A 13643-nucleotide genomic window follows, 5' to 3' on the forward strand; every position below is an offset into this window, starting at 1 on the left:
CGCCTGCTGGCCCAGCCGTTGCAGCTTCAGCTCGAATAAGCGCCGCCGGGCACGGCGTCGGATTCCGCTCGCCGGCAACCACCGGCGCCGGGAATCGCTTGCCTGGCGACCGTGACACCGGCGCGAGGACTGATTCGACCACCCTCCCGGCACCCGCCAGGGCGTCCCGCTGCCCCCCTGGTTAGGTCAAACCCACTCCGCAACGGCCAACGCCAGCGCCGACCGGTGCCGACGACGCCCGATGTCAGCTGGCGGCAGGGTTATGCTTCAGGGCTGCGCGACGCCGCGCAGACCTGCCGGACGCGCCGACAACGGCTATACTTCGCGACCCGCCGGTTTCGGTGTAGGACAAGGCATCAAGGTGCGTTCTTGAAGACCAGGCTACCCCCGTTCAGCAAGGCCCGCGTGCTCGTGGTCGGCGATGTCATGCTCGACCGCTATTGGACCGGGCGCGCCACCCGGATTTCGCCGGAGGCGCCGGTCCCGGTGGTGCATGTCACCGCGACCGAGGACCGGTTGGGGGGCGCCGCCAATGTCGCGCTCAATATCCTGACACTCGGCGGGCAGGTCGACCTGCTGGGGGCAATCGGCGTCGATGAGGCGGGCGAGACGCTCCAGCGTCTGCTGCGCCGCAGCGGCATCGGCTGCCATCTGCATGCGCACACCCGCGCCGCGACCTCGACCAAGCTGCGCATTCTCAGTCACCACCAACAACTGGTGCGCGCGGATTTCGAAGGCGGCCTGGCCGAAGTCGATGCCGCCGCGCTGCTGGCCGATTACGCGCGGCTGGCCGCTCAAGCGGATCTGATCGTCTTGTCGGATTACGGCAAGGGCACCCTGGGGTCGCCCCGCACACTGATCGAACAGGCCGCGGCGCTGCACAAGCGGGTGATCGTCGACCCCAAGGGCACTGATTTTTCGAAATACCGGGGCGCGACCCTGATCACCCCGAATCGGGCCGAATTTGAGGCCGTGGTGGGGCCCTGCGCTACCGAGTCGGCGCTGGTGGAGCGCGGTGAGCGCCTGCGCCTGGCGACCGGATTGACCGGCGTGCTGATCACGCGCGGCGAGCAGGGCATGACCTTGCTGTGGCAGGATCAGGAGCCGCTGCATCTGCAGGCCCGGGCGCGGGAAGTCTTCGATGTGACCGGCGCCGGGGATACGGTGATCGCGACCCTGGCCCTGGCCCTGGCCGCCGGGGCGCCGCCGCCGGAGGCCATGGTGCTGGCCAACGCCGCTGCCGGGATCGTGGTCGGCAAGTTGGGGACCGCCGCCGCGACCGTGGCCGAATTGAACCAGGCGCTGCGCACGTCCGACGACACCGGTTTCGGCATCCTGACCGAAGACGAGTTGGCCGTTGCCCTGGATCAGGCCCGCTCACGCGGCGAGCGGATCATCATGACCAACGGCTGCTTCGACCTCCTGCATGCCGGTCATGTCACCTACCTGGAGCAGGCGCGCCGGCTCGGCGACCGGCTGGTGGTCGCGGTCAACGCCGATGCCTCGGTGCAGGCATTGAAAGGCCCCGGCCGGCCGGTCAATCCGCTCGAACGGCGGATGACCGTGCTCGCCGCCTTGAAGAGTGTCGATTGGGTGGTGCCGTTCAGTGAAGCGACGCCGGAACGGCTTTACTGCCGGCTGTTACCCGATGTGATCGTCAAGGGCGGCGACTATGCACCGGACGCGATTGCGGGAGGTCCCTGCGTCACGGCCAACGGGGGCGAGATCGTCGTCCTGGAGTATCTCGACGGCGAGTCGACGACAGCCATGCTCCAGCGGCTGCAGGAGGGGTCTAACAACCTGTAGGGGCCTGTAGGGGCGACTTTCGTCGCCCCGACAGCCTCTGCGGATCTTGCTGCACCCGCATAACAGACCGCAGGTCGAGGCTTCAGCCGAATGCGGCGCCGCCGCCCGCTAAAGCGTCGGCCTCCAGTCGCGTCGCCCGGTTACCGGAGGTTATAAGCCTTCGTACCTGATATCCAGACAGACCCTTGGTGTAGGGGCGGGTTTACAACCCGCCCCTACGTCCGGTTATCACGTCCGAATGCTATAGCTTTCTCGTGGGAGCGGCATCCGGCCGCGATCGGGGCCGTCGTGAACTGCGACGTTGCACGATCCCGCGCGCCCCTTCGCGGCCGGAGGCCGCTCCCACGGGGTCACCGTGCGCGGCCGCGCATCCTATGCCAAGGCCCCGCCCGCCGGCTGGAGCGAGAACCCTTTGAGGTTTTGCGCAAAGCGCTCCAATGACTGGATGCCGGTGGCCTCGGCCTGGTGACACCAGTCCTGGAGCGAGCGCAGCAGCACCTCCTGGCTCGGCGTCTTGAGCTGCCAGATTGCCTGCAGCCGTTCCCGGAACTGATAGACAGTGGCCAGCGTCTGGCTCTGGGCCAGCAATTGATCCAGCCGCTGGCGCGCCGCCGCATCCAACCGACTCGCCTCGCGCGCAAGCAGTCGGCGGTTGCGCCTGATCAGGCGGCGGCAGTGCGCCGCGTCCCGGCACAGCTCGTCCCGCGACACCGGGGCCAGCACTTCTTTGGTGTAGCGTGCGAACACGAACATGCGGCTGACCACCACGGCCCGCAGTGTATCCATATCCACCAGCAATTTGCCCGGGACCATGGTCAGCCGCGGCGCCACCCGCTTGATGCGGGCGAGCCGCAATGCGCTCAGGGTACGGATGTACAGCCAACTGATGTCGAACTCCCACCATTGATACGAGAGCCGCGCGGAACTGGGGAAGGCATGGTGATTGTTGTGCAACTCCTCACCGCCGATCAGGATGCCCCAGGGCATGATGTTGGTGGACGCGTCCGGCGGCTCGAAGTTGCGGTAACCCCAGGAGTGACCGATCCCGTTGATGACGCCGGCCGCCAGGATGGGGATCCATAGCATCTGCACCGCCCAGATCACCGGCCCATAGAGCCCGAACAGCAGCAGATCCAGCATCAGCATGAGCGCCACCCCTTGCCAGTGATAGGGGCTGTACAGGTTGCGCTCCAGCCAATCGTCCGGGGTGCCGTGACCATAACGTTCCACGATCGCCTGATCGTCGGACGCCGCTTCGTAGAGCTCCGCCCCCTGGGTCAGCACTTTGCGCAGGCCCAGGATTTGCGGGCTGTGCGGGTCCTCCGCGGTCTCGACCTTGGCATGGTGACGACGATGCACCGCGACCCACTCCTTGGTGACCATGCCGGTGGTCAGCCACAGCCAGAAGCGAAAGACATGAGCAACCGCCGGGTGCAGATCCAGACCGCGATGGGCCTGAGCGCGATGGAGGAAAATGGTCACCGCGGCGATGGTGAGGTGCGTCATGGCGAGCGTGATGAGCACCGCCTGCCAGAGCGACGGGTCGAGAATGCCGTGCAGGGTCATGGAGTCTCCTATGGTGGATGCGGGGGCGCAGGCCGAGCGGTCGGCGCACCTGCGAGCGACCGGGGCGGCGCTTGGAGTGGTAACCAATGCCGACACGGGGCCGGGTGGGGGGCGAGATGATGAGTGGAGGTGCGCGCTGACGCATGCCCGAAGGGTCGGAGCCTCAGGCGCGCAGCACCCACTCTGCTTCACTATAGCTGACCGTTTCAGTCGATTCCATGGCAAGCGACGAACGGTAGTCGGCGCAGCCGCAGGTTGCCGACCGGATCGGTGCGGGCGCTCCAGCCCGGGGCGACCCAGGTGGTCGCGACCGGGTCCGCGACGATGGCGGGGCCGGGCTGGCCAGCGCCCGCGGCCACCGCGGCGCGCGTCAGGACAGGCACCAGGTCCGCGCAGCCGTAGGCGCGCACCTGCCGGAGCGCTCCCGCCGCCGCGCGCGACGCGGCCATGCCGGGCAATTGCCAGGTCAGCGCCGGTGCACGCACCCGTACCCGCAGGTTGACCAACTCGACCGGCAGGTTCAGTCGGTGGCCGTAGCATGCTTCATGCCGCGCATGAAAGGCGCTGATGGTCGCGTCCACCCCGGTCCAGGGCAGGTCCAGGGTGTAGGACTGACCGCGATAGCGCAGGTCCAGGACCCGCTCGACACGCAGCCCCGCGGGGTCCTGACCCTCGCATGCCAACTCGGCAACCCCCTGCTCGGCCAAGTCGGCCAGAGCCTGATCCAGCGCAGCGTCGGTCAGGTCGCCGAGCACCCCGAGCCGGGTGCGGGTCAGGGTGCGCCCTGGGGGCGCGGCCAGCATTCCCAGGGCCGAGAGCACTCCCGCGTGCACCGGCACCAGGGCCTCGTCCAGGCCCAGCGCCTCGGCCAGCGCACAGACCGAGAGTCCGCCGGCCCCGCCGAAAGAGGTCAGGGTGAAGTCGCGCGGATCCCGTCCGCGCTGCACCGACATCACCCGTAACGCCTGGGCCATGTGCTCATCGGCGATCCGCACGATGCCGAGCGCCGCGGCCTCGACCGTTAACCCGAGCGGGGCCGCGACCCGCGCCACGGCGGTGCGTGCGGCGGTCGGGTCCAACGCCATGCGGCCGCCCAGAAACGCCTCCGGGTCCAGGCGGCCGAGGACCAGATTGGCGTCGGTCACGGTCGGCTCCTGCCCGCCGCGCCCGTAACAGGCCGGACCCGGGTCAGCCCCCGCGGACTGCGGACCGACCAGCAGCAGACCACCCGCGTCCACCCGGGCGATTGACCCGCCGCCGGCCCCGATAGTGTGCATGTCCACCATGGGCACCGCCACCGGGTAGCCGGCAATACGCCCGGTGGCGGCGAGGAGCGGCTCGCCGTCGATCAGGGCGACATCGGTGGAGGTACCGCCCATGTCGAAGCTGAGCAGCCGCCGGGCGCCTCCCGCGGCGGCGGCAAAGGCGGCGCCGGTCAGCCCGCCGGCCGGGCCGGAGAGCAGCAGACGCACGCCATGGCGCGCGGTCTGCTCCGCGGCGATGGCCTCACCGGTGCTTTGCATGACCGCGATCCGGGCGCCGGGCAGGCCCGCGCGCAGCCGCTCGAGGTAACCGGCGACCACCGGCCCGACGCGGGCATTGAGCCAGGTGGCAATGCCGCGCTCGTACTCCCCGGCGACCGGCAGCACCTGCGACGAACAGGTGACGAACAGATCCGCGGGAAGGGCGTGCACGATCGCCCGCTCGGCGCTGTCGTCCAGATAGGAGAAGAGCAGGTTGACGGCGACCGCCTCGGGTGCGAGCCGGACGACCGCGGCGCGTAACTCGGCGAGGTCCGCCGCGGTCAAGGGCTCCACCCGGCGGCCGTCGCTGCCCAGACGCCCGCCGGTCTCCAGGCAGCATTCGGGCGGCACCGGCGGCTGCCGCGGCGGCGGTTGCAGGTCATAGAGATCCGGGCGCGCCTGCCGACCGATGGTCAGCAGGTCACCCAGCCCGCGATTGGTCACATACAGGGTGCGCGCGCCCTTTCCTTCCAATATCGCATTGGTCGCCACGGTACTGCCGTGGACCAGACCCAGCCCGGCCGGGTCCAGCCCCAGGTCGGCGATCCCACGCAGGATCGCCTGCTCGGGCGCCCGCGGGGTGGACAGCACCTTGTGTATTTGCAGTTCACCGTCGCGCCGGAGCACGAAGTCGGTGAAGGTGCCGCCGGTATCGATACCGAGCAGAACCAAACCCGCGGTCGATCCCGCGCTCAATCCCGCGGTCACTCCGGGGGTCAATCCCGAAAGGCACGCAGGAACGCGGCGAACTGCTCACCCAACTCCGGATGGGCCAGTCCGTACTCGACCGTGGCCTCCAGATAACCGAGCTTGCTGCCGCAGTCATAGCGCTTGCCCTCGAAGGGATGGGCAATCACCGTTTCATACTCCAGCAGTGCCGCGATGCCGTCGGTCAACTGAATCTCACCGCCGGCACCGGTGTCGGTCTGCTCCAGCATGTCGAAAATCCGCGGCGTCAGCAGATAGCGCCCAACCACGGCCAGGTTCGACGGGGCATCCGCCGGGGCGGGCTTCTCGACGATGGAGACCACGCGCAACAATCCCCCCGGCCCCGGCTCGACCTCCACGATGCCGTATTGCCGGGTGTCCTCCCGCGGGACCTCCTGGACACTCAGCACGCTGCACTCATGGCGCGCATAGATGTCCGCCATCTGGCCCGACACCCCCTTGCCATGGCCGCGGATCAGATCGTCCGCCAGCAGAATGAAGAACGGTTCATCACCCACCACCCCCTTGGCGCAGAGCACCGCGTGCCCCAGCCCGCGGGCCTCGGCCTGGCGAACATAGACGCAGCCCACGTCGGAGGGCAGGATGTTCTGCACCATCTTGAGCAGTTCAGTCTTGCCCGCGCTCTCCAACTCGGCCTCCAACTCATACGCCTTGTCGAAGTGGTCTTCGATGGAGCGCTTGTGCCGGCCGGTGATAAAGATGAGTTGGTCGACCCCGGCCGTCTCCGCCTCTTCGGCGGCATACTGGATCAGGGGTTTGTCGACTACCGGGAGCATCTCCTTGGGACTCGCCTTGGTGGCCGGCAGAAAGCGCGTGCCGAGTCCGGCAACAGGGAATACGGCCTTACGGATCTGTTTCATGGTTGATGACACTCCAACGGGTGAAGACCGGGGCAGTCCCCGGTAAGACTGTTCAGGCGAGCCGCCGTTCGTGCAAGACGTCATCCCCCGGGATGCGTTCCGGCTGGACCGGCTGGACCGTCCCCCAGCGCTTGCAGCTCGGGCACTGCCAGTGCACGGCACGCGCCGCGAAACCGCAATGGTCGCATTGATACGCGGGTTGGCGTGCGAGCAAATAGCGGACCACTTCATGGACCACATGCGCGCGATGACCAGACCCGGCCCGCGCGGCCGTGGCCTGCTGCGATTGTAGTTGCAGCAAGCGCTCCAGGGCGGCCAGATCCACATGACCGGCAAGATAGTCGGTGAGCGCGGCCAGCGCGGCCTCGGGGCCGCGCGCGCGCTCCAGCGCATCGCTCAAGGCCAACAACACCGGCGGCGAGGGGTGGCGTGATACCAGCGATTCGAGCACGTCGATCAGATCGCCGCGCCCCAAGTCTTCCAGCGCCTGTATCAGCCCCGGCAGGACTTCCGGCAGATAGCGCGCACCCTGATCCGCAACCCGCAGGAACAGCGCCAAGGCCGCCTCCTGATCCTGTTGCGCGAGCGCCATCTCTCCCGCGATGAGCGTGGCACGCACGCACAAGGGGTCGGCGTCCTGCGCCCGGTCCAAATGATGTCTGACGGCCGCGGGCTCGGCGCGGCGACGCGCCTCCTCCGCCAGTTCGCAGTGATACTGGGCGATCTCGAGGTTCATCGGGTGTTCGCTGAACGGTTTGAGCCGTTCCGCGATCTCCAGACAACGCGACCAGTCGCGCTCTTGCTGATAGATGTCGAGCAGCCCGCGCAGCGCGCGCTCGCGCTGCAAGCCGATCTCGGCCAACTCCTCGAACAGAATCTCCGCCCGATCGAGCAATCCGGCACGCATGTAGTCCTGTCCCAACTCGAACAGGGCGTACCCGCGCTGCTCGGCGCTCAGGGTGTTGCGGGCAACGAGGTTCTGATGGATGCGGATGGCCCGGTCGGCCTCACCCCGGCGCCGGTACAGGCTCCCCAACGCCAGATGGGTCTCCACCGTCTCGCCATCGACCTCCGAGATCTCCAGGAACACATCGATCGCCTTATCCGGTTGTTCGTCCAACAGAAAGTTGAGTCCGCGCAAGAACGCCGGATGGGCACCAGGAGGCGCAACCGGACCCTTGCGTCCGGCGTCCCGCCGACCGATCCACCACCCGGAGGCCGCGGCCACCGGAAGCAACAAAAACAGCAGTTCGATCACGGACGCGCGCCCCCGGCCGCCACGCGACGGTCGTCTCCCGGCCCGGCAGGGCGCGCGGGGGCTATAGCGGCAACGAAAAGAGGTGTAAGGTTCACCCCGCCATAATACAGGCATCCCCGCGCGGTCGCATGGGTGGGGATCTGCCGCTGCGCCCCGATTGTCTGCCGATCGAGGGGACTGGCTCCTGCGGCGGCGTGCAGCGGCCGGGGCATCGGCGGTGACGGCCCGCGGTTCAGCAGCAGTCTCCCCCACCCCATCAGCATGAGGAAATGAACCCTATGTCAAAATTCACGGATCAAGTTGTCATCGTCACCGGTGCCGCCGGGAACATGGGGCGGGCCGTGGCCTGGGCGTTCGCCGGCCAAGGTGCCCGCATCGCCCTGGTGGACCGGGACGCGCAGGCACTGGAGCAGATCCGCGCGGCACTGCCCGCGGGCACGGTGGCCATCGGGATCACCACCGACCTCATGAACCCGGAGTCGGTCGCCCGGATGAGTGCCGCCGTGATGGAGCAGTTCGGGCGGGTGGATGTCCTGGCCAATCTCGCCGGCGGGTTCACCATGGGCCCGCCCATCCACGAGACCGCCGACCACGACTGGACCTTCATGCTGGATCTCAATGCCCGCACCGTCTTCAACTGTTGCCGGGCGGTGGTGCCGCTGCTGCTGGCCGGCGGGGGCGGGCACATCGTCAACGTCGCGGCCCGCGCGGCGACCCGCGGCATCGGCCGCATGGGACCCTATTGCGCATCCAAAGCGGCCGTCATCACCCTGACCGAGAGTCTGGCGGATGAGCTCAAAGATCAGGGGATCACCGTCAACTGCATCCTTCCCGGCACGGTCGACACCCCCCAGAACCGCGCGGCCATGCCCGATCAGGACCATGACCGCTGGGTATCGCTCGCGGCACTAGCCGACGTGATCCTGTTTCTCGCCTCGGACGCGGCACGCGCCGTCACCGGCGCCGCCGTGCCGGTCTACGGACGCAGTTGAGCAGCCGCATGCCATTCGTCACCGCCGAGCGCGGGCTGCGCGCGCCCGCAACCCGTCTGATCCCGCTCCTGCCCTGGCTGGTCGCGGTCGCCGTTGCGGCGCCGCCCGACCTGACCCCGGAAACCCGTCAAGCCCTGGTGACCGCGGTCGAGGCTGCCGCGGCACTCGACTTCTACAACGCCCGCTGCCGCAGCGACGGCTCCGGGCGGCACAGTAACAACCTCAACAAACAACTGGCCAGCAAGCTCCACGTCACCATCATGGGCGTCCAGGACGACCTGTTTCCGGAGCGCAGCTTCCGCGCCGTCCAACGGCGCCTGCAAGACCAGTTCACCGAGGATTTACGCCAAGCCGGCGGCTGCCAGGGCGCCAAGGACGCCGGGGTCCCGGAGCAACTCAACGACCGCTATCGCGGCAGCATAGCGGCCATTGAGGCGCTGCCTTAGGCAATTTCCGGGAAAAAGTGTACAAACCTGTAGGGGCGACTTCAGTCGCCCCTAAAACCCCTACGGAATCCTGCAGGCATGCGCAGTCGGGAGGTTTGTTCCCGGAAATCGCCTTAGACCGACAACAGAGCAACCCCTACTCTTAAGGATGCAACCAGAAACCGTCCAATCGCCTGAAGTCACGCTTGCGCAACTCGAGTCCCATCTCTGGGGCGCCGCCAACATCCTGCGCGGCAGCCCGGTCGATCGCACCGACTGGAACGAGTATCTGATCAAGACCTTTGCCGACGCCACCAAAAAGAAAGCCGGCGAGTTCTACACCCCGCGCAGCGTCGTGCGGCTGATGATCGAGATCCTCGACCCCCAGGAGGGCGAGACAATCTATGACCCCGCCTGCGGCACCGGCGGGATGCTGCTGGCCGCCGTCGAACATGTCCGCGCCCAGGGCGGCGACCCGCGGACCTTCTTCGGTAAGCTCTACGGTCAGGAAAAAAACCTCACCACCTCGGCCGTGGCCCGCATGAACCTGCTGCTGCACGGCCTGGAGGACTTCCAGATCGAACGGGGCGACACCCTGCGCAACCCGGTGTTCACCGACCCCAGTACCGGCGGGCTCGCCACCTTCGATATCGTGCTCGCCAATCCGCCCTTTTCGCTCGAAAAATGGGGCCGTGAGGTCTGGGAGAATGACCCCTGGGGACGCGCCTTTGCCGGCGTGCCCACCGACAGTTCGGGCGACTTCGCCTGGGTTCAGCACATGGTCAAGTCGATGGCCGCCCCGCACGGCAGTATGGCCGTGGTGCTGCCCCAGGGGGCGCTGTTCCGCGGCGGCATTGAGGGCAAGATCCGCCAACACCTGCTGCAACAGGACTTGGTCGAGGCGGTGATTGGCCTCGCGCCGAACCTGTTCTACGGAACTGGCCTTGCCGCCTGCATCCTGGTGCTGCGGCGGCAAAAGCCCCCCGAGAGCGCCAGCCGGGTGCTCATCGTCGATGCCTCCACCCTGTTTCGCAAGGACCGCGCGCAGAATCATCTGGAGCCGGCGCACGCCGACCGCATCCTGGGCTGGTACCAGACCTTCGAGGATATGGAAGATTACGTCCGCGTGGTCGGGCTCGACGCAATCGAGCAGGAAGGCTGGACGCTCAACATCTCGCGCTATGTGCTGCCGCCGATCGGGCGTGACATCCCCCCGCTGGCGGAAGCCGTCGCGGATTTCAAGGCCGCGCTGGAGCGTTGCCGGGACGCGGAGGCGGCCTTGCGGCGGGAGATGACCGAGGGTGGTTGGCTGTTATGACCTATAGAAAATACCGCTGCCCGGCATGTCGACAGACGACTGGCGTTGCTATCCTATACGGACTGCCAAGCCACGAAGCATTCGAAGCGGCCAATCGCGAGGAAATCGCTTTAGGTGGTTGTTGTATCGATTTGGACGGACCAGAGCGTCAATGCAACCGTTGCGGTCATCAGTGGCGCATTAAACGTAGGGATGTCCCAATTGAATAGCCCCATGAGCCTCCAGCAACTCGAATCCTATCTGTGGGGCGCCGCCACCATCCTACGCGGGCTCATTGATGCAGGCGACTACAAACAGTTCATCTTCCCGCTGGTCTTCTACAAGCGCCTGTCGGATGTCTGGGACGAGGACTATGCACAGGCACTGACCAGCTATGCCGACGACGCGCAACTCGCCCGCGCCGAGGCCGATGAGCGTTTCAGGGTCCCCGCGGGCGCCCACTGGAACCAAGTACGCACCGTCGCCAAGGACGTTGGCAAGGACATCCTGAAGAGTTTGGACCCGCGGACCGGACGCTGTGCCATCCTCTTTCCGCACGGTGTCCTGTTTCGCAAGGGAGAGGGCGAGATGCGACGTAAGCTGATCGAGGCCAACTTGGTCGACTGCGTGCTGGGACTCGGCCCCAACCCGGAGACGGCCCAGCGTCTGGATCTGGTCTTCGGCGGCACCTCCCGGTTCTGGCTCACCCGCGAGGCGCCGTATCGCGCGGCTTTGCAGGGAGCAGCGCCGCGCGAACCTACCGACACGGCAGACGCTCGCATCGTGCTGACTTGCGGGCTTTCGTAGAATTCCCAAACACTCAGAGCCAAACCCCCACAAGCGCTTGTGGGGATACCTCTCGCCTTGTTGAAAGGCATTCCAGCCGTCGGCGAGAAACCCGTCCGGGCGTCCCGGCCCAGCAGTTCCAAATTTGGGTGGCCGCCGCCAACAGCGTGCCGGCCGCGAGGCTGATGGTGGATGCGCTGCGCTTATCCACCCTACAAAACCGGATCCGCTGTAGGGTGGATAAGGCGCGCCGCTCGGTGTCAGAGGCCCAGCACGACGGTCGCGCGCGCCGCATCCACCAGGGATCGCGCGATGCCACCCAAATTTGGAATTGCTGGTCCCGGCCACGACCTCGGTTGCTGACCAACAAGAGCACTATAATGCCGCTCACACACCCGCCACGCTTGGCCGGTTTCGACCGGGCGGCGCAACCATGGCGGGTTTTTATTGCCCTGGATACACGATGACAAGTCAGAGAGGGGCCTATGCGGCACCTTAAGTTATGTTGGAACCAGTCGCTAAAGGATGACGTGGATGCGTAGCGCCGCCGAACTCTTCGCCGAACTCAACGCCCTTGATGAGTCGGTCCAGATCGAAGCCAAACGGGCCAGCGAGAGCGGCAAGTCGGTGCAGCAAACCGTCGTCGCCTTTGCCAATGAGCCCGGTCTGGGCGGCGGCTACCTGCTGCTGGGCGCGGAGTGGAAGACCGACGAGAAAGGCGATGTCGTCTATTGGGCCGCGGGTCTATCTAATCCTGACAAGGTTCAAAGCGACCTAGCCAGCCAGTGTGCCAGCATGTTCAACGTCGTCCTGCGCCCCGAGATGCAGGTCGAAACCGTTGACGGCAGGTCGGTGCTCGTGGTCTTCGTGCCCGAGGTCGATGTCACCCAGAAGCCGGTGTATTTCAAGGCCACGGGACTGCCGCGCGGCGCGTACCGGCGGGTTGGCTCGACCGATCAGCATTGCGTCGATGAAGACCTCTGGGTCCTGCGCGGCGAAACTCAGCCACAGAGCGGACCGGACATGGCGCTGATACATGACGCCACGCGCCAGGACATTGATTCGCTGGCCGTGAGCGAATACCGGCGCCTGCGCGCCAAGGTTAACCCCAGCGCCGAAGAATTGGCCTACGATGATGACGACTTGCTGGAGGCACTCTGTGCCTTACGCCGGGCCGACGGGGAGCTGAAACCGACCGTCGCCGGCATCGTACTGTTCGGCAAGTCGCTCGCGCTCCGCCGCCTGATGCCTGCGTTGCGCATCGACTATATCCGCGTGTCCGGCACCCAGTGGATCAGCGATCCGGACGAGCGTTTCGTCGCCACGCTCGACGTGCGTAAGCCGTTGTTGCTCGCGTTGCGGCAACTCCAGAGCGCCATCCTCGACGACCTGCCACGCGGCTTTCGGCTGGATGCGGGTGAGCTTCAGAGCCGGCAGAACCCCATCCTGCCGGATAAGGTGATCCACGAGGCCCTCGCCAACGTTACCATGCATCCTGTTCCTGCACAACCTGCTGACGGAAGAAGATTACCGCTGGCTCGAAACTCTGGCGGGCGGTCCTTTGAGCGCCGACGAGGCCAAGGTCCTAATCTACACCCGCGAAACCGGCGCCGTGGACAACACCGCGTGCCGCGACTTCTCCGGGTTGGACACCCTGACCGCCAGCGGCGTGCTGCGCCGTCTGCGTGATCGCCGACTGCTGATCAAACAGGGCAGCGGCAGTCGAACCTATTACACCTTGGAGAGCATGGAAGATCGCTCAGTGACACCCTCGGCGCCAGGAGCCTGGCTGCTTGAAGCCGCCGACGCAGAAGACCACGGCACCCGGCCGACTTGTGGGGATCCGCCAAATCCCCACAAGCTCGGACCCGAATCCACACAAGTGCTTGTGGGGATCCCCGACGCCTTGTGGGAACGCATCCAGGCCGCCGGTCAGAAACCCCGCCAGGCCATCCTGCGCGGATTCCTGCTGGAACTCTGCGCCCTGCGTCCCTTCTCGGCCGATGAACTGTGCCAGATACTGGGGCGCAGCGACCCGCGGGAATTGACTCGCGGCCACCTGAAACCCATGCGAGAGATCGGCCAATTGGCCTTACTCTATCCGGAAAGCGCCAAACATCCGCACCAAGCGTATGTGGTGCCGGGTAGTTATTCGGAGGCTGGGTATGACTGAGTTGAAGACCGGCTGGCGGCGCTGGCGTTTCGAGCAGATGGCGCAGAGCGTCAACGATCGCGTCGATGACCCGCGGCAATCCGGGGTCGAGCCCGTAGGTTGGGGTGACGAAGGAACCCCAACACGCTCATGTCGGCCGGAGGATGTTGGGGTTCGTTCCTCACCCCAACCTAAAGGATCCCTTCTTCTCTCCGCGTCTCTGCGTGAGATAATCCGCAAGTGACTCAC

Annotated in this window: 11 protein-coding genes; 7 read left to right on the forward strand and 4 right to left on the reverse strand. The window is 66.5% G+C overall.

Annotation, left to right across the window (positions count from 1 at the left end; genetic code table 11):
* The first annotated feature begins 369 nt into the window (after window positions 1-369).
* Window positions 370-1806 (forward strand): bifunctional D-glycero-beta-D-manno-heptose-7-phosphate kinase/D-glycero-beta-D-manno-heptose 1-phosphate adenylyltransferase HldE, encoded by a 1437-nt coding sequence (gene hldE, locus A39O_RS0117665; protein WP_026199498.1) that lies wholly within the window; start codon window positions 370-372, stop codon window positions 1804-1806.
* A 372-nt stretch (window positions 1807-2178) separates the two neighbouring features.
* Here the strand turns inward: hldE and A39O_RS0117670 are convergent, their stop codons facing one another.
* The 4 genes from A39O_RS0117670 to lapB all read right to left on the reverse strand — a co-directional run bounded on the left by A39O_RS0117670 (window position 2179) and on the right by lapB (window position 7742).
* Window positions 2179-3372, reverse strand: coding sequence for a DesA family fatty acid desaturase (locus A39O_RS0117670; protein ID WP_020505998.1), 1194 nt, complete (start codon window positions 3370-3372; stop codon window positions 2179-2181).
* 206 nt (window positions 3373-3578) lie between these two features.
* A complete protein-coding gene (locus tag A39O_RS0117675; RefSeq protein WP_040528109.1) occupies window positions 3579-5567 on the reverse strand; it encodes a hydantoinase/oxoprolinase family protein in 1989 nt (662 codons plus the stop codon).
* Between the two features lie 44 nt (window positions 5568-5611).
* Entirely contained in the window at window positions 5612-6484 is an 873-nt protein-coding gene (gene galU / locus A39O_RS0117680) for a UTP--glucose-1-phosphate uridylyltransferase GalU (protein ID WP_020506000.1), read from the reverse strand.
* 52 nt (window positions 6485-6536) lie between these two features.
* Window positions 6537-7742, reverse strand: a complete 1206-nt coding sequence (gene lapB, locus A39O_RS0117685; RefSeq protein ID WP_020506001.1) for a lipopolysaccharide assembly protein LapB — start codon at window positions 7740-7742, stop codon at window positions 6537-6539.
* A 278-nt stretch (window positions 7743-8020) separates the two neighbouring features.
* Here lapB and A39O_RS0117690 point away from each other — a divergent pair, with 278 nt between their 5' ends.
* The 6 genes from A39O_RS0117690 to A39O_RS42225 all read left to right on the forward strand — a co-directional run bounded on the left by A39O_RS0117690 (window position 8021) and on the right by A39O_RS42225 (window position 13415).
* Window positions 8021-8734 carry an SDR family NAD(P)-dependent oxidoreductase gene (locus tag A39O_RS0117690; protein WP_020506002.1) on the forward strand — a complete coding sequence of 238 codons (714 nt, stop codon included), beginning with the start codon at window positions 8021-8023 and terminating at the stop codon, window positions 8732-8734.
* Between the two features lie 8 nt (window positions 8735-8742).
* Window positions 8743-9180: a hypothetical protein gene (locus A39O_RS0117695; protein WP_020506003.1), complete on the forward strand. Its 438-nt coding sequence runs from the start codon at window positions 8743-8745 to the stop codon at window positions 9178-9180.
* A 148-nt stretch (window positions 9181-9328) separates the two neighbouring features.
* Window positions 9329-10477, forward strand: coding sequence for an HsdM family class I SAM-dependent methyltransferase (locus tag A39O_RS0117700; protein WP_020506004.1), 1149 nt, complete (start codon window positions 9329-9331; stop codon window positions 10475-10477).
* A 213-nt stretch (window positions 10478-10690) separates the two neighbouring features.
* Window positions 10691-11263, forward strand: coding sequence for a type I restriction-modification system subunit M N-terminal domain-containing protein (locus A39O_RS0117705; protein ID WP_020506005.1), 573 nt, complete (start codon window positions 10691-10693; stop codon window positions 11261-11263).
* Window positions 11264-11776: 513 nt separating this feature from the next.
* Window positions 11777-12931, forward strand: a complete 1155-nt coding sequence (locus A39O_RS34010; RefSeq protein WP_211211624.1) for an AlbA family DNA-binding domain-containing protein — start codon at window positions 11777-11779, stop codon at window positions 12929-12931.
* On the forward strand, window positions 12855-13415 hold the full coding sequence (locus tag A39O_RS42225) for a hypothetical protein (RefSeq protein WP_211211625.1): 561 nt from the start codon (window positions 12855-12857) through the stop codon (window positions 13413-13415). Before A39O_RS34010 ends, A39O_RS42225 begins: the two co-directional genes overlap by 77 nt.
* Window positions 13416-13643 lie beyond the last annotated feature (228 nt).

This window comes from Lamprocystis purpurea DSM 4197 (assembly GCF_000379525.1).
Lineage (GTDB): Bacteria > Pseudomonadota > Gammaproteobacteria > Chromatiales > Chromatiaceae > Thiodictyon > Thiodictyon purpureum.

What these genes read in the sequence shown, in the direction of transcription:
- A39O_RS0117670 (WP_020505998.1), bottom strand. Translation starts at nt 3,372, where the DNA reads ATGACCCTGCACGGCATTCTCGACCCGTCGCTCTGGCAGGCGGTGCTC.
- galU (WP_020506000.1), bottom strand. Translation starts at nt 6,484, where the DNA reads ATGAAACAGATCCGTAAGGCCGTATTCCCTGTTGCCGGACTCGGCACG.
- A39O_RS0117690 (WP_020506002.1), top strand. Translation starts at nt 8,021, where the DNA reads ATGTCAAAATTCACGGATCAAGTTGTCATCGTCACCGGTGCCGCCGGG.
- A39O_RS0117695 (WP_020506003.1), top strand. Translation starts at nt 8,743, where the DNA reads ATGCCATTCGTCACCGCCGAGCGCGGGCTGCGCGCGCCCGCAACCCGT.
- A39O_RS0117700 (WP_020506004.1), top strand. Translation starts at nt 9,329, where the DNA reads ATGCAACCAGAAACCGTCCAATCGCCTGAAGTCACGCTTGCGCAACTC.
- A39O_RS0117705 (WP_020506005.1), top strand. Translation starts at nt 10,691, where the DNA reads ATGAGCCTCCAGCAACTCGAATCCTATCTGTGGGGCGCCGCCACCATC.
- A39O_RS34010 (WP_211211624.1), top strand. Translation starts at nt 11,777, where the DNA reads ATGCGTAGCGCCGCCGAACTCTTCGCCGAACTCAACGCCCTTGATGAG.